Annotated in this window: 15 protein-coding genes and 3 tRNA genes; 8 read left to right on the forward strand and 10 right to left on the reverse strand. The window is 39.0% G+C overall.

The window, feature by feature from the left end; translation table 11 throughout:
* Nucleotides 1-167: 167 nt before the first annotated feature.
* The 3 genes from HWQ44_RS08940 to nadA all read right to left on the reverse strand — a co-directional run bounded on the left by HWQ44_RS08940 (nucleotide 168) and on the right by nadA (nucleotide 1,511).
* Nucleotides 168-239 (reverse strand) — tRNA-Thr (locus HWQ44_RS08940).
* A gap of 87 nt (nucleotides 240-326) precedes the next feature.
* Nucleotides 327-412, reverse strand: a tRNA-Tyr gene (locus HWQ44_RS08945).
* Between the two features lie 124 nt (nucleotides 413-536).
* The gene (gene nadA / locus HWQ44_RS08950; RefSeq protein ID WP_292717692.1) at nucleotides 537-1,511 is read right to left on the reverse strand and encodes a quinolinate synthase NadA; all 975 of its coding nucleotides are present in this window, start codon (nucleotides 1,509-1,511) and stop codon (nucleotides 537-539) included.
* 149 nt (nucleotides 1,512-1,660) lie between these two features.
* On the opposite strand from nadA, the gene HWQ44_RS08955 reads away from it, so the two are divergent.
* The gene (locus tag HWQ44_RS08955) at nucleotides 1,661-2,581 is read left to right on the forward strand and encodes a TIGR04168 family protein (protein WP_292717694.1); all 921 of its coding nucleotides are present in this window, start codon (nucleotides 1,661-1,663) and stop codon (nucleotides 2,579-2,581) included.
* A 132-nt stretch (nucleotides 2,582-2,713) separates the two neighbouring features.
* A tRNA-Ser gene (locus tag HWQ44_RS08960) sits at nucleotides 2,714-2,798 on the forward strand.
* A 131-nt stretch (nucleotides 2,799-2,929) separates the two neighbouring features.
* Here the strand turns inward: HWQ44_RS08960 and HWQ44_RS08965 are convergent.
* From HWQ44_RS08965 to HWQ44_RS08975, 3 genes are read right to left on the reverse strand one after another with little or no spacing between them, the layout of a single operon-like run.
* Complete coding sequence (locus tag HWQ44_RS08965) at nucleotides 2,930-4,087, reverse strand: hypothetical protein (protein ID WP_292717696.1); 1,158 nt, start codon at nucleotides 4,085-4,087, stop codon at nucleotides 2,930-2,932.
* Complete coding sequence (locus HWQ44_RS08970) at nucleotides 4,077-6,128, reverse strand: hypothetical protein (RefSeq protein WP_292717698.1); 2,052 nt, start codon at nucleotides 6,126-6,128, stop codon at nucleotides 4,077-4,079. Before HWQ44_RS08970 ends, HWQ44_RS08965 begins: the two co-directional genes overlap by 11 nt.
* A gap of 12 nt (nucleotides 6,129-6,140) precedes the next feature.
* Nucleotides 6,141-6,605 (reverse strand): hypothetical protein, encoded by a 465-nt coding sequence (locus tag HWQ44_RS08975; protein ID WP_292717700.1) that lies wholly within the window; start codon nucleotides 6,603-6,605, stop codon nucleotides 6,141-6,143.
* 238 nt (nucleotides 6,606-6,843) lie between these two features.
* On the opposite strand from HWQ44_RS08975, the gene HWQ44_RS08980 reads away from it, so the two are divergent.
* From HWQ44_RS08980 to HWQ44_RS08990, 3 genes are all read left to right on the forward strand, one after another.
* Nucleotides 6,844-7,110: an Arc family DNA-binding protein gene (locus HWQ44_RS08980; RefSeq protein WP_292717702.1), complete on the forward strand. Its 267-nt coding sequence runs from the start codon at nucleotides 6,844-6,846 to the stop codon at nucleotides 7,108-7,110.
* The gene (locus HWQ44_RS08985; RefSeq protein WP_292717704.1) at nucleotides 7,107-7,565 is read left to right on the forward strand and encodes a type II toxin-antitoxin system VapC family toxin; all 459 of its coding nucleotides are present in this window, start codon (nucleotides 7,107-7,109) and stop codon (nucleotides 7,563-7,565) included. The genes HWQ44_RS08980 and HWQ44_RS08985 overlap by 4 nt, the downstream gene beginning before the upstream one ends.
* A 612-nt stretch (nucleotides 7,566-8,177) precedes the next feature.
* Nucleotides 8,178-8,396, forward strand: a complete 219-nt coding sequence (locus HWQ44_RS08990) for a hypothetical protein (RefSeq protein ID WP_292717851.1) — start codon at nucleotides 8,178-8,180, stop codon at nucleotides 8,394-8,396.
* 528 nt (nucleotides 8,397-8,924) lie between these two features.
* Here HWQ44_RS08990 and ftsH3 read toward each other — a convergent pair.
* The 4 genes from ftsH3 to HWQ44_RS09010 all read right to left on the reverse strand — a co-directional run bounded on the left by ftsH3 (nucleotide 8,925) and on the right by HWQ44_RS09010 (nucleotide 12,989).
* Nucleotides 8,925-10,766 carry an ATP-dependent zinc metalloprotease FtsH3 gene (gene ftsH3, locus HWQ44_RS08995; protein WP_292717705.1) on the reverse strand — a complete coding sequence of 614 codons (1,842 nt, stop codon included), beginning with the start codon at nucleotides 10,764-10,766 and terminating at the stop codon, nucleotides 8,925-8,927.
* Between the two features lie 113 nt (nucleotides 10,767-10,879).
* Entirely contained in the window at nucleotides 10,880-11,674 is a 795-nt protein-coding gene (locus HWQ44_RS09000; RefSeq protein ID WP_292717707.1) for an aminotransferase class IV, read from the reverse strand.
* A 12-nt stretch (nucleotides 11,675-11,686) separates the two neighbouring features.
* On the reverse strand, nucleotides 11,687-12,106 hold the full coding sequence (locus HWQ44_RS09005; RefSeq protein ID WP_292717709.1) for a GNAT family N-acetyltransferase: 420 nt from the start codon (nucleotides 12,104-12,106) through the stop codon (nucleotides 11,687-11,689).
* Nucleotides 12,107-12,203: 97 nt separating this feature from the next.
* Entirely contained in the window at nucleotides 12,204-12,989 is a 786-nt protein-coding gene (locus HWQ44_RS09010) for a hypothetical protein (protein WP_292717711.1), read from the reverse strand.
* Between the two features lie 526 nt (nucleotides 12,990-13,515).
* Here HWQ44_RS09010 and HWQ44_RS09015 point away from each other — a divergent pair.
* The 3 genes from HWQ44_RS09015 to HWQ44_RS09025 all read left to right on the forward strand — a co-directional run bounded on the left by HWQ44_RS09015 (nucleotide 13,516) and on the right by HWQ44_RS09025 (nucleotide 15,907).
* Nucleotides 13,516-14,022, forward strand: coding sequence for a hypothetical protein (locus tag HWQ44_RS09015; protein ID WP_292717712.1), 507 nt, complete (start codon nucleotides 13,516-13,518; stop codon nucleotides 14,020-14,022).
* A 102-nt stretch (nucleotides 14,023-14,124) separates the two neighbouring features.
* Nucleotides 14,125-14,961 (forward strand): hypothetical protein, encoded by an 837-nt coding sequence (locus tag HWQ44_RS09020; RefSeq protein WP_292717714.1) that lies wholly within the window; start codon nucleotides 14,125-14,127, stop codon nucleotides 14,959-14,961.
* A complete protein-coding gene (locus tag HWQ44_RS09025) occupies nucleotides 14,948-15,907 on the forward strand; it encodes a hypothetical protein (RefSeq protein ID WP_292717716.1) in 960 nt (319 codons plus the stop codon). Before HWQ44_RS09020 ends, HWQ44_RS09025 begins: the two co-directional genes overlap by 14 nt.
* Nucleotides 15,908-15,981: the final 74 nt, after the last annotated feature.

The raw sequence follows: 15,981 nt of genomic DNA on the forward strand, positions 1-15,981 counted from the left end.
AATCATAGCCAAAAAAACAAGCTGGATATCCCAAATTCTAAGCTGATAGTCAAAATCATAGTCAGAATAGCCACAAATGCAAGTAACAAACTTAGCTTTTGAACATCTAAATCTCTTAATAACGCTGAAACCCTTAAATTTGGGTTGATTGTTTTATAAATTTAAAAAGCCCGTGACGAGGATTGAACTCGTGACCTCACCCTTACCAAGGGTGTGCTCTACCACTGAGCCACACGGGCAAAATATAACTTTGGTTTTTTAGTTGTAAGTTACAATGCTGGGAGCTTTGCTCTTAACCCAGTCATTATAACTTATAACTTCGTAAGTGGTGGGCCGGGCTGGATTTGAACCAGCGTAGGCGCTAGCCAACGGATTTACAGTCCGTCTCCATTAACCACTCGGACACCGACCCGATTTGTCTCACGATTTAAAATCTTAGCACCACCTTTTATAATTAGCAAGTGGTTAGAAAAAATAACTTGTAGGTAGAGATCGCAACAAAACTGCGTCTCTACCATCTGGATAAAAAATACTGGTTACACGCTCATCTCCAGCATTCGTTGCATTGGTCGCAGTGCAGCCAGCCGAATATCCTCTGACATAGTAATTTCGGGAGTGCGGTTTTTCATTGCCCAGTAAAGCTTTTCTAGGGTGTTTAACCGCATAAACGGACATTCGTTACAAGCGCAGTTGTTTATCGGCGGTGCAGGAATGAAATGCTTGTCAGGAGCTAGTTTTTGCATTTGGTGAATGATTCCAGGCTCCGTAGCAACGATAAATTCTTTGGTGGGGCTGTTTTGACAATATTTGAGTAAAGCGGCTGTGGAGCCAATAAAGCTGGCGTGGCGCAATACACTACTTTCACATTCTGGATGTGCGATCGCCTCTGCTTCGGGATGGACAATTTTTAACTGGACAATTTTCTTTTCTGAAAAGGTTTCATGGACAACACAGCTACCTTGCCATAGCACCAAATCTCGTCCAGTCTGTTCCATCACATACCGCCCCAAATTCCGATCTGGAGCAAAAATAATTGGCTGTTCCTTCGGTATCTGCTCCACAATTTTCACAGCGTTGGAACTGGTGCAAATAATATCGCTCATTGCCTTGATATCAGCAGAGCAGTTGATGTAAGATACCACCAGATGATTTGGATGCGCTGCTTTAAAAGCTGCAAATTCGTCTGCTGGACAACTGTCTGCTAAAGAACAACCAGCATTCAAATCTGGTAAAAGTACTAATTTATCGGGATTAAGTATCTTTGCTGTTTCTGCCATGAAGTGAACGCCAGCAAAGATGATCGCATCCGCATTGGTTTTTTCGGCGGCTCTTGCCAGTTGTAATGAATCCCCAATAAAGTCTGCAATATCCTGAATATCTGGCTCTTGATAATAATGCGCCAGGATAACGGCGTTGAGTTCTTTTTTGAGACTCTGAATCGCGGCAAACAAATCTAGTGGTAATTCACCCAGTTGGGTGTTTTCTCGTTGAGCTAGTGCAGTGGTAAACACAGTTTAGGGGTGCTTTATGTTGCAAATGTATGTCCTGTGGATTCAATTATAGTAGTTTTTACCAAAAATAGTGGACGGTTGATATTTTGGGGTTGTGTCCAAATCGGGCTGAGTTTCATATCCTGGAGATAGACGGCAAGGAAAGTGGCATGACCAGTCAGAAAACTCAATCGATAAACCTCAAAATTGCTGTAGTTGGAGATATTCACGACCAATGGGAAGTGGAAGATGGCGTTGCACTCAAGCATTTGGGTGTTGACTTAGTGCTGTTTGTCGGGGATTTTGGCAACGAGTCGGTGGAAGTGGTCAGAGCGATCGCCTCTCTCGATATTCCCAAAGCAGCCGTAATGGGCAACCACGATGCCTGGTACACCGCCACCGAATGGGGACGCAAAAAGGCTCCTTATGACCGCTCTAAGGAAGACTGGGTACAGGAACAACTCGATTTATTAGGCCCGTCCCATGTTGGTTACAGTAAGTTGGATTTTCCCGCTTGGAATTTAACTGTAGTGGGGGGTCGTCCCTTTACCTGGGGTGGCCCAGAGTGGAAATTCGCGGAAATCTGTAAAGAACGTTACGGTGTGACGAGTTTAGAAGAATCCGCCGATCGCATCTTCAAAGCAGTTAAAAGCGCCGCTTACGAGACAATTATATTTTTGGGTCACAATGGGCCTAGTGGGTTAGGCGATCGCCCCGAAGACCCCTGCGGCAAAGATTGGCACCCAATTGGCGGCGATTTTGGCGATCCAGATTTTGGCGAGGCGATTTCTCATGCCTTGACTGCTGGTAAAACCATTCCTCTGGTGACATTTGGTCACATGCACCGAGATTTACGCCATACCAAGAAGGTGCAGCGCAAACCCATCTTTAGAAGTCCAGAGGGGACAATTTACTTAAATGCGGCTAGTGTCCCCAGGATTGTGGAAAATGACAGCGAGAAGTTGCGTAATTTTTCCATTGTCACCCTAGAGGCGGGTGTGGTTTCGCAAGTTTCCCTTATTTGGGTGGGTAATGACTTTCAGGTGGCACAGGAGGAAATTTTGTACGAGCGATCGCGTATTGTGTCGTAGACATTCGCATCCAGATAGTGCAATCTGCGTAGATAATAGGGTATAGTATGATCTGTCAAGTTTAGTGCTAACCAACAAAAGCGCCTGAATAGCGTCTGAAACTAGGATCAGCACAAGTTTGACAGATTTACTGGAGAGGTGGCAGAGTGGTCGATTGCGTCCGACTTGAAATCGGATGAGGCTAAAACCTCCGGGAGTTCGAATCTCCCCCTCTCCGTTGAATAAAAATTAGAATTTACAAATGTAAGTCATTGATTGGATTTCATCTCAGCAACGGCTTAATTGTAATTAATTCTTGATTAGCACCTGTTGAATTCTTAAAGTTAGGAAGAGCTTCAAGAAACTTACCTAAACGGATGCTGGCATAGATTCATTGATGGACTCATCTGCTTTTTCATAGAGAGCATTAAGGTAATCACGCTGCCGCACGCCTTTAATATTACTACCTCTCAATAATTGATGAAATAAAAGTCGAGCAGAATCTTCATGTAAAAGTACCTCACTTCCTGCTTGTAATTGTTTATTTTCTAGACAATTTCTGGCTTCCATTTTGGACTGTTCCAAGTAGAAATGGAATAATTTGACGGCTTCCTCTTCATTTCTTATAGGTGAAAGTTGAACTTCATTAGCAAGACGACCTCTAATGGCTGGTAGCATTTCACGGTAACGATTAAGAGCATCTGTTGTTAAAGCAACCATTAAGAAAAGATATTGAGGTAGTGCATCAATTAAAGCGCGGAGAGCCGACAAATATCTTAAAACTATAGTTTTCGATAAGCTGAAGTCTTGCTTTTCTAATTCATCTAGAAGAATAAAAATACCTTCTAGAGTTTTCATCTGTGAACCTAAATATACAATATCTCTTAATGCTCTTGTTTTTGCTTCTACAGTATCTAGACGAAAATTTACTCCCAGCTCGGTTTGATGAATTTTTCTTACAGGTAATCCTAAAAGCCATTGATATGCTAGAGATATACGCTCATTTAGTTTTTCTTCTGACTTAACCTCTAAAAGAGTTCTTAGCATTGTTTTAATTTCGCTCATCCGAACAAATTCTAATAATTTTTCAATATCATCTATTTCTTGTTTCTTCTTTGCAAGTGCATCAATTGAACGACGTAAATAGTCTTCTCCTAAATTTTCAAATATAGACCTAATGAGTGGATCAAAAAATGGTTCTGGATCTGGAACGTATCTAATAACAAAAAAACCTTGTGGAGAAAGTTTTTCACGCAAAGCATTTTCATACGCATTCAGAAGGTTGGTCTTGCCAATTCCTTGGCTAGCAGTTATTGAAATTACATGAGACTTGCGATCTGAATAAAATGTCTTTACCGCAGCATCAACTTGCTTATCTGCTTCTGTTGACATATGCGGATGACCACTGGTTTGTCCAGCGCTGGGAAAAGGGTTACTCAACACACCAAACTTTCTGTAAAGCAATTTGGATTGCTCTTCTGGTGCGTTAGTAGTCGCCTCATCTGTAAATAGATTTTCAAGAGGCATTTTTAACTCCTTCTAGCTTGATACGTACAGCAGATGTACCAGGTATAAGAAAATCTCCATGATACAGATAAACTTTTTCTAACTGGGGAAGTCTGTCACTTGTCTTAATTATCCACAAATCGTGCTGTTCAAAACGAGTATCTGGAGTAGATCCTTCAGCATAGACATTCACTAAGTTTTGTTCTTGTGCTTCTTTCAGCAGTTTTCTAGATAATATGGGATGAACAGCATATCTAATAGCCAATTCTTCTAACCAGCGACCAGTAAGTATCCATTCTGTGTCTTCCTTTGAACGAATTAATTTATAAACCTCTACTGCTAAATTAGCAAAATCTGCTAATTTAGGGATGTTATCAGTGGCAACAATTTTTTGGTTTTGTATATTCAACCAAGCACAGGCTGCCTCACCGAGCTTGATGTAGGTTGGTTTTGCTTTGTTTGAAATTGGTAATGTGCTATATTCAACACTTTTGTTTTGATTTACATAGTTACATATTGCGTCAAAAGATGGTATTTTCTTCAAAAAATATAAAACTTTTATAGAATCTTCGTTTAGGATACTTTCCCATAAAAACTTTAGTAATTCTGTACATAAAATTTTATTATCATTAAGCTCAACAAATTTTCCACTATGCAGAAAATTTTTATACAAACTATAGCGAGATTGATGTGTTAAACCCAATTTTTCTTGAGCCTCTTGATTAGTTAGTTCTCCTTTGTCTACTAACATTTTCATTAGTAAGAACATCTGATCTGGACTAAATGCATATGTCTTAGCTATTGCTTCTATATTTGGGCTAGAAACTGCATCAGTTTGATCTTGGCTTTCTATGTCGGTTGATAGCACAATGGAGGTATTATCTGTTGTTACAGAGGATGTTCCAGAGTTAAAATTTCCCCAAAGAAGATCATCTTTAACGTGATGTGGTTGCCAACTATATTCCCCACTAGGTATGCCCCATAGCTCTAATGACTCATTAGTGTTGTAATTTTGCAAGCGCAGGCAACCAAAAGATACAGCTAATTCCCAAAGGACATCTGTTAGTGGTACTGTATATATTTCTTGACTGAAAGGATGAAAAAGAGAGCCAGTCAGTTTTCTACTATCAAATTTAGGAACAGAACGAGCTTGGAAAAAGAATACATCCATTCCTTCAGCCATTGTCATTCTAGCTAGACCTTGATCGCTGGTAAGAAGGGCAAGTGCATGATCTGGGCGAACTTGGGTTTGAAAGCGTCGTGCAGTTTCTAAAATGAGACGATCAGCAAAACTTCTAGTTACATTTTGTAAGCCTAAAGCTTTATCTTCAGAATCTGGGCTAGATGTCACAATTCCACGTAGGGGATCAGCACCTAAATCACCACGTTCTATTTCTGCATCCGAATGTAATTCTAGACGAAGTAAAGTTCTTTGCCCTCCTTGACTAAGAAGATGTTGACGAAGTGTTGCAGGATGATTTTTAGTTTTGTTCTTATTTTCATTACTCCAGCGAATTTTAGAAAGATAATTATCTACTTGTGTAAGTATTTCCATATGAACTATCGCTGGAACTTTAATTCTTACCCAAGGCGTAAGAAAGCGACATAAAAAATCAAGTCCTCCTTGATGAACGGCTGATGTATCTGTAACAACTGTGATCGGCTTCTGTAAAGGTATTTTGGCAATAGTTTCAACATCAAAAATTGGTAAAAGTAGTAGAGTTCTTCGTAATACATCCTGTAATCCTTCCCTGAAAGCTTTCTGAACACTATCTTTAGTCTGTGGATTTTCAAGAGCTTTAGCAATATTCTCATTGAGCTTTTCTGAGGATGGTAATTGCAATTCAAACCCACCAAATTTAGCAGCACAATACTCATCATATCTGGGTTCATTTTCAGTATATTTCTCTCCTGGTTGTAATGAAATAGTTCCTAAATTTACCCATTTTTCACGCCCAAAACAAATATCTTCACCAAGAAATATTTCAAATGGTTCTCCATTATTACCTAATTGGGCGATACATTTTAGTGCATCTTCTTTACTGAGTAATTTTAATTCCATATGCTTATTATTTTAATGAAGAGACACATTGACATCTGGAACATTAACAAATGTATCACATACCCACTGAATATGTTGGCGTAAGGCTAGAAGTTGATGTTGACGAAGGTTGACAGTATCACTATTAGATAAGCGTCTAGATAAGGGTTCAAGTTCTTCTGAGTCACTCCAAGATGATTCGTCGTTAGATAATATCTCGTCTATTACTTGAATAACTTGTTTGAACTGCTCAATTCCTCGTTTTTCTGGTTTCGTTCCTAGTGTAAATTTTTCAATTAGTTCTTCTCTTAGTCGCTGAGTTTGCTCACTGCTAGTCATTGAACCAAAGGGATCTCCAAACGGTTCCCAAGAATAAATTGGTTGTTGATGAAATGTCGGATCGACTAAAGCATTTGTATTGATGTCTAAGTATGTTTTTTCCCAACGACAAGGTTGCCAAACAATAAGCTTTAATGGACTTGAACTATTGCTGATCACAAGAATTAATTCTCCAAAATAATTATTAATTAATAGTTAGATTAAATTTAACTATCAAATTAGTTTCCATTTAGGAATCATAGGTTTTGAGTATCAAGTCAAAACTTGAGTGATTTTTTTGGATATTATAATCATAATTGCAACTTGGCTACACTTTCTCAAAAGCAGAGATGCGATCGCACCCCCTTCTGCTTGCATTATGCTATCATTTTGATAAATTCTACTTTGAGGTAAAGCGATGGCTACCCTTTATGTAAGAAATTTACCCGATGATTTGTATGCAAAACTGCAAGAGTTAGCGGCATCTGAACACCGTTCCATTAACGCCCAAGTTATAACTCTGTTAGAACAAGCTTTAAAAACTGAAGCACAGCAAATAGAAGACCAAAAACAACAGAATGTACTTAAAGTCCTAGAAGAAAGCCGCCAGCGTCGCCGTGTGAATCCAGCAGACTTCGGATTACCTGATAGTACTCAACTGATTCGAGAAGATCGGGACAGATGACAACCCCTCTAAGATGCGTGTTAGATACCAGTGTGTGTATCAAGTATTTTATTGCTGATCCATTAACTCCCAAAGTTAATCAACTTTTCGACCATTTTGCAAATCCACAGATGGAAATATTTGTTCCAGACCTCTTTTACATTGAGTGTGCTAACGCCTTATTGAAGTACGTCCGTGCAAGGATGTACACTGCTGCTGAGGTTCAGACAGATTTAGCCACCCTCAAAGCTTTTCCGTTGCGTGTTGTCTCCACAGCTGATTTGATGGCGGATGCAGTCGCGATCGCATTAAATTATGGAATCTCCGCCTACGATGGCTCTTATGTTGCACTTTCACAACAGGTTAATGCTACTTTGCTGACTCTGGACGGTAAGCTAGTGAAGGCAATAGCCGCTTCGTCTTACAATGTTTCCTCGTTTAATGACTTCGAGGTTCCATCGTTGCAGTCAATGTAGAAGCGATTGTCGAAAATTTCACGCAGTGCAAAGATGCTGGAATTTAGAGTAAACGCATAACAAAGTAACTCCGGATCAGTGAGTTATAAGCTTTAAACCCCAAAATTGAAATATCAAAGGGTTAAGCAGATTTTGGCATTTGTGGTGCTTTTTTTGCTAGATTTACCCATTGCCTTAATCTGAAGCACCCATTTTTAACGACTACGCATTTTGGGTCTTGGGACGCACAGTTAGCTGTGCGCCCCTATAAAGTATCCACACAATTGAGACATGAATGGTTTATTAAAACACATCTATCTTACGGGGTATTTTATGATAACAGTGAGTAAATATTTATATATTTTTTTAAAGATAATGTAATTTTAGGATTCAAACCCAACCTTGTAAAGCTGAGACATCAACGCATTATCGTTTATCGGAGGTAACAGAAGCAAAGGAGGAATGTCATGATTATCAGATGTACCTTTGGGTAGAGAAGTCAAGTAGGTGAAATATTTATTAATATTATTAATAGATAGTAAGTGTAAATTCAACGTCAGGAATCCGAAAAAATTCCTAATGGTAGGTATTTCGCATCAATCACCAGATTCTTCACCAACGGAACAGAAGATCATGAAAGACCAAGAACCATCAGACTCTAAGCAATTCGTCGGAAATCTCAAGAATGGGATTTGGCTGTTTGGCCTGTCATCTTGGGTATTTGGCATTACCGATCGCAGTATTGCTTCATTTGCAGATGGCTATCTATCTGCTTTGGATTTGACGCAACTATTCACAGCGGCTACGTTCTTTGTGGCGTGGCTATTTTTGAAACCGACATCCAGAGTTTAAGATCGGCGACTGCTTGAGTATCGAGTTACTGTTTAGGCTAGTCTTATAAAGAATTTAGAAAGTTATCTACTTGATCGCCATAAGGGGTGCGCCACAGAATGCATAGATTCTTTTGCATTGATCACAATCAGGGTAATTCGTAAAATCTCCGAATTACCCTGATTTCTAGTTTTCACGGGAGAGAATCAGGATCTATACCGAGTTCGCGCAACCTCTGTGCCAGCTATTTGGGCACGTTCTTTCGGCGTTAGTAATTTAATTTTGGTATATCGACAAAAATTTTTCTAATTTTCCGGAATTGATTATGCTCAGATGGTAGTCTCTATCAGACTACCGATTTATACTGAAACTCTATAACGAACCTTCGGGGAATATAACCCCATTTCAAATTAAAAGCCCGGCCATGAAGGCCGGGCTTTTGACAAGAAATTAAAAAAAATTGGGGTAATTCTGGGATTTTCCAGAATTACCCCGAATTTTAAAAGTTACGAGCTAAAAATTATTTTTCACTCATCACTTCTCATGCAATTAGGCAAAGGCAGCGGTTGTCACATCGTTATTCGATAGAATTTCTTGCAACTCTTCGGCGTCTACCGTTTCTTTATCAACCAGCATTTGCGCTATCTGATCTAAAATGTGGCGGTTGCCTACTAACACTTCTTTAGCGCGTGTATAGGCTACATCTACAAGTTTGCGGACTTCTTCATCAATGGCAGCAGCGGTTTCTTCAGAAAAATCACGCTCTGACATGATATCCCGTCCGAGGAACATGTTACCTTGTTGACGACCAAGGGCAACAGGGCCTAAGCGATCGCTCATCCCAAATCGAGTAATCATCTGACGAGCAACACGGGCTACCTGTTGTAAGTCATTAGAAGCACCAGTGGTAACTTCTTCTTCACCAAAGATTAATTCTTCAGCAATCCGACCACCCAAAGCCACAGCCATCTGATTTTCCAGATAAGCGCGGCTGTACAAACCAGTGTCCATCCGGTCTTCGCTGGGGGTAAACCAAGTTAAACCACCTGCGCGACCGCGAGGGATGATACTAATTTTTTGTACTGGATCATAGTCAGGCATTAAAGCACCAACTAAAGCGTGACCGGCTTCGTGATAAGCTACCAAGGTTTTGCGCTTTTCGCTCATTACCCGGTCTTTCTTCTCTGGGCCAGCTAATACGCGATCGATCGCGTCGTTGATTTCATCCATCGAAATTTCAGTCAAATTCCGGCGGGCTGCCAGAATTGCGGCTTCATTCAGCAAGTTGGATAAATCTGCGCCAGTAAATCCAGGAGTCCGACGGGCAATTTTATCCAAATCCACATCTTTCGCCAAGGTTTTGCCACGGGCGTGTACCTTGAGGATTTCACTGCGTCCAGCGTAGTCGGGACGGTCTACCACAACTTGACGGTCAAAGCGACCAGGACGCAACAGGGCTGCATCTAGAACATCAGGACGGTTGGTAGCAGCAATAATGATGATGCCAGTGTTACCTTCAAAACCATCCATTTCTGTGAGCAACTGGTTGAGGGTTTGTTCCCGCTCATCGTTACCACCACCTAAACCTGCACCCCGTTGACGACCTACAGCGTCAATTTCATCGATGAAGACGATACAAGGAGCATTGGTCTTAGCTTGTTCAAACAAATCGCGGACGCGGGATGCACCCACACCTACGAACATTTCCACAAATTCCGAACCGGAGATTGAGAAGAAGGGTACACCTGCTTCACCAGCAACAGCACGAGCTAGGAGGGTTTTACCTGTACCAGGAGGGCCAACTAACAACACACCTTTAGGAATTTTTGCACCAACCGCGGTAAAGCGATCGGCGTTTTTCAGAAAGTCTACGACTTCGTTTAATTCCAACTTGGCTTGGTCAATACCAGCGACATCGCCAAATGTCACCTGAGTTTGTGGTTCCATTTGCACTCTGGCTTTGGATTTGCCAAAGTTCATCGCTTGGCTACCTGGGCCACTTTGAGCGCGACGTAGCAAGAAGAATAAGCCAACCAAAAGCAATACAGGGAAAAATAAGCTGCTCAGTGCCTTAAACCAAAATCCTTCGTCGGTTTGGGGCAAAACAGAAATATCAACGCCTTTAGAAGTCAGAGTATTGATCAAGTCTGGATCGTTGACTAAGGTAACAATCCGTTTAGCAGGGTCATATTTGGGTGTAACCAGTGCTGTGGAGCGATCTGCACTCAAACTGACTTTTTCTACTCTGCCTTGCTCAACTTCTTGAATAAAGCGACTATATCGCCATGTCTCTCTGCTTTGGGGTTGTTTGTCAAAAAATGCTGTTCCCAGCGCAATGACGACAATAAACAGCAGCGCGTACAGCCCTGCATTTCTCCATCTTTTATTCACTAAGGTCTATCCTCCGGTATTTTTCGCGCGGTCGCCTAGCTTCTCTGCTCGGAAAGGTCATTATTAAGAATTATGTTAACTTATCTTAAGATATAACAAATTTGGCGTGGCTGTCATGCTGAAAAAAGCTCCCTTATTAGCTGAAAACTCTGATGGTAGGGATTATATTGTAGCGACCCTGAAGGCTGATTAACGGTATGAATGGGAATAATTTCTACCACACTATTAGTGTAGGCGATCGCTTCAAATCTCTGGACTAACTCGACACTCCAAGTTTCTTCTCGCACTGGCTGCTGGTGGTTTTGCAACCAGTTTACAAGTTGCGATCGCACAATTCCCGGCAAAATTCCCGATGTTAAAGGTGGTGTCCACCAACTGCGATCGCACCATCCCCAAAGGTTGCCTGTGCTGGTTTCTAGCCAATTTTCTTGAGTATCGACTAATATTGCTTCTTGAGCATCTGAGCTAGTTTTTGCCAACCAAGCACTCAAATAGTTTCCAGTTTTATGAGAAGGGAGAGAGCGAGAAAATTCTGAACTGGCAACAGCGCACGATATACCATTATTTTGTTTTTCTGTCAAATTTTGTGGTAATAATCTACCAGTTATCCATTCTCGCCCATCGGGAAAAAGGGTAATTCTGAGAACGGGGAAGTGTGCGAGAAGAATTTGAGCGCCTTGACGCAGACGCTTCCAATCGGGTTGCTGCCAACCGAAAGATTGTATTGAGAAGAGTAAGCGATCGCAATGTGCTTGCCAATTAGTTAAATTACTATCTAACGAATTCTCATAAACCCGCAATGTTGTAAAAACAGTTGCGCCATAAAGTAAACTCGGATCGTTAATGTTTAATTCTAGGGTTTGAGAGTGAATTAATTTACCGTCATACCAAAAAATATTATTTGTCACAACTGCTTATCGCTACAACTCTATTGAAAAGTGATGACTTGTAATACTCATACGCTGCATGAGATAAAACCTGTGGGCTGCAAATCGCTGAACGCCAGAATCCAGACTCAGGTGTTTACACTCATGATTTCTGGCATATTCAATTAGCCACTGAAATAACTGTTGACCATAGCTATGCGATCGCTTCAACTCATCAACAACTAAATCATCAATGTATAAAAACTTACCCAATGCTAAACAATTAGAAATGCGAAATCCAGCGATCGCCACAGCTTGCTTTTCTACTTCCAAGAATGCCAGTTGATATCCTTCTTTCATTTGATATCGAACTCGTTCTACAAACTTAGCCTCTTCAAGGTGAGGGCGCAACTGGAAAATAACAGGAAAACACTCTAATATTTGAAAGTCAGATTCTGCCAATTGTATTGACATTAGTATTGCCTTACTCAATCATGCGTGAGAAATTTGTAAACAATTGGGCCGATATCATTCCCTACTACACTCGCAGCCAATCGTGATAACTAATAATTTAATCTTTAGGGGGAAATATAATTTTCTGAGTCCCTTCAAGAGTTGTAATTACTTTTCCTCCTAAAGCTTCAATTTCCCTAATGGCGCGTTTGCGAGTTCTTTGATCAGCTTGATTATTTAAAACTATTGACCATGTAGCAATTTGAGCATATTTACTATTAGGATTCCGACTCAGAAATTCAGCAGTTCTTTGAGAAGTCTTTGCTATAAACTGACTCTCTGCATCTGAAAAATTACCAGCCCAGTTTGCCGCTGTTGCAAAAGATTTCTGAGCAGCTTTAGCGTTGCCTAAAAATAATAACTCATCAACTCCTTTATAACGCCACACGTAATAAGATTTTTCAGGAACTGAGGGAGATAGTGATTTTAAGCCTTTCTCTGATAATGCGATCGCGCGTTCTGGCATAGCAGCATACAATGAAGTACTGATAGAAAGACTCCGATACGCTGCTAAAAATCGCGGGTCATGTTTGAGAATGACTTCAAAATATTCTGGACTTAAACTGTAACCTGTTTTATCCCGAACTTCATCATCTCCGAAATATTGTATAAAATTGAGATATACTAAATCTGCAATAAAGTTATCATAACCAAAAGTAGGCATTTTTTGGAGAAAGTTAAGACGAATGTTTTCAGATTTTATTTCTTTTTCTAGAGTCTCTAAAGAGGCAGATTGTTTGCTATTTATTAGTTTTTGCAATTGGGGGAATTGAATCAAGCCAACTCCTAAAATACATATACAAATTACAAAAGGTGTAGCAAAAGCTTGACGAGATAACAACATATTTTTCTTGTCTCTATCATCACAGTGATATCATTGTATACATAGTGGTAGAAGAAAAGTCAGCCCCACTTGCGCGTCTATGCTTTACTATTTCAAATAAAAAACAGGTTAACGAAAATAAATTAATTTAATTAATAGCATTTATTTATACTTGTATTTGTCTTTTCTCAAAGACGTACTAAGTATAGTTGTATACGATTATAAGCTAATTTATACTTATTGCAATGAAGCGCCAAAAAGCTAATTAAATAATGATTTCAGAATCACGATATTTAGGACAACGGGTAAACCTCTACCAGAGTGCTGGACTCACTGCAACACAATGGATTCAAAATCTAAAAATTGTATTATTCTTTTTTAAGATAAATTTGGCTTTAGGAAACCATTACTTTTTTTGAGTAAAAATTTCTTAAATTATTAAGTTGTTTTGACTTTAGTTACTTTTTTTGAGTAAAAGCCTTAAAATTTTTGATATAACCTAAAATTGTATTTTGTTTATATTTAAATCTGTAACCTGTAAAACGTCATGGTGAATAATACTCTTAACGAAAACACAGAAGCTAATGGTCAAGCCATTGAAAATGGGGAAAACAATAGTCAACTTAGCAAACCAAGTAGTGAATTTAAAAGAAAAGTTAAGAAGCTAAATACTAAGGGAGAAGGATTCAATATTGATGACATTATTGATGCTATTCAAACAGCAATAGTTGAAGTTGTCGAGCTAGAAATTACTACTTGGGTTCCAGACTCCTCTACTCAGTTAGAACAACCACAAAGACAACAAGTTGCTCAACCAGGTAATCGAATGTACACCATAATTAATCTAATTGATGGTGATATAAATAATGAAGTTGGTAGTCAATTTGTTGGCAGCGGCTCGTATACAGAGCTTCGCGAATTTCATCTGAGTCAAATCAAAGAAAGTCGGGAGATTATGCAAAAAAATATAGAAAGTTTGCAGAAGTTGTATGGATTTTTTATAGAAATTATGAAATCTCGTAGAACTTCACAACAATCGCCATCCCGTCCATAGTAGTCGTTATTTATTAATAATCATCATAAAATATCTACAGCATAGGAACTTGTCCAAACCTGTAGATTAATTTGCCTTAGAGAAATCAAGGAAATTGTTACTATGCCTAACAAAATTCAAGAACAAGCCAGAGATTTGCTAGAAAAACTAGTATCATCTGTACATGGATTAGTCGATGATATTACAGCTTTAGAAGTAAATACGATGGTTGTGGAGCAAATTACTGGCGCAAAGTTTAATGCTTGGCAAGCGTATGAAGAGATTTATTCAATAAATGACAAAGACTATTTTGATGTCAAAGGAATTCCAAATCCAGATAATTTATCAGAACCAGAAAGAACTCAAGCTCAAGACCTACGCAAGCGTTATACGAGTCTATTTTCACAACTTGAAAGAGAATATTTTTACATTCTCCTTGAACAAAGTACTGAGACTAGTGAGCCAGACTCCAGGATAATACAATATCAGGAGCGTCTTAAATATCAAGTGGAACATAAAGCAAATATTGTTCCAACTGATGAGGTATACATAAAGTTAGCTAGACCAATCTTACCTGCTCCAACTCCTGTTGCAGGTGAACAAGATAATCAAAAAGATTTGCAGCAAAGATGGCAAGAGATTGAAGCACTTTTGAATAATGATAAATTTATTCGTACCCTGCGGAAAATGTCTGAACTGAAAGCTGCACTTAATAGTGGTAACATTACCAGCGTAGATATTGATATTATTTATGCTCAAACTGTTATGCAGTTAGATGGAGATATTATCAGCCGTTACCATAAAAAGCTATTTCAATTACCTGAAGGGGATAGAGATTTAATCTTAAAAATACATCATGAAGGGGTAGTTGCTGGAGAAAAACAGTGGCGTGGAACACTAGATTTTCTGATTGGTATTGTACAAGGTATCGCCAAATTATCCCGAAATGAACGCTTATAAAACACACACAGATCATCAAGCTGATGTTCAACTCTCTTTCTTTTTGCAAATCCCTCAAGGCACTCCTATTGAACTTGAAATTAAGGTTGAGCCAGCACAATATACTTTTTATCTAAATAATGCAGTTTTAAAACGAATTGAGCAAGCACGAGAAATTGGTTGCTCTCTGTACATTCCACCAAAATTACTAGCTTATCTTTGGTACTACAACTGCTTTAGCGATAAGATTTGCTTCAGTAAGAATACTATCTCATACAATAAATTAGTAATTACTAAAAAAAACTTTAAAATATTTGATAATACTTTTATAGTAAATTTTCTCAACTTATTATGGAGTAAATCATTACAAAATAAATTGACGTTACAGTATGGTCTTACTTTTAATTCTTATTATAAAGAAGATACATCAGCGTTATATTTTTGGAAAGAACAAGATATTGTTTTACAAAGCAATGTCTTATTTTATGGCGACATAATTCACAAAATTAGGAATGATTTTATCAAAAATCCTGAGTGTTTAAATATTGTTTATGTGCATTATTGGCTTATTGAAGAAATACTAAGCTATCTTCGGACTAAATTAAATCTATTAGCTTGGGAGCTAGCTTCACTGTTTCCTGGTGCTTTTTTCGCTTTGAAATTACATTTAGTACAGTCACTTACACTTTCATTATCAATACTTGCTGGGTTAGTAACATCCTTTGTATTTGCTACTATTCGCTATTGGCTTGCTAATCAACTTCCGAGATGGACTTATATCAGCTCTCAGTATCGAAATTGGCTGGCGTGGGGACTAACTTGTGTCACTTCTAGTATTTTTCTTTTTACTCCCACTGATTTCTTATTTTTGCTGTTTTTGTCACTACTTGGGCCGCTATTACAAAGGGTTTTTAGTTTTATAGTGGGGCAAATTGGCAAAGGTTTTATGCGTCGGTTACTAGGTTGAAAATCGGGGATGAGGCATTGAAAAAAAGATTTTCTTGTGAAAGAGACCGTTTTCAGAAAAAGATTAGGGGTATA

The organism is Nostoc sp. JL34, assembly GCF_017114945.1.
In the GTDB taxonomy this organism is placed as follows: domain Bacteria; phylum Cyanobacteriota; class Cyanobacteriia; order Cyanobacteriales; family Nostocaceae; genus Nostoc.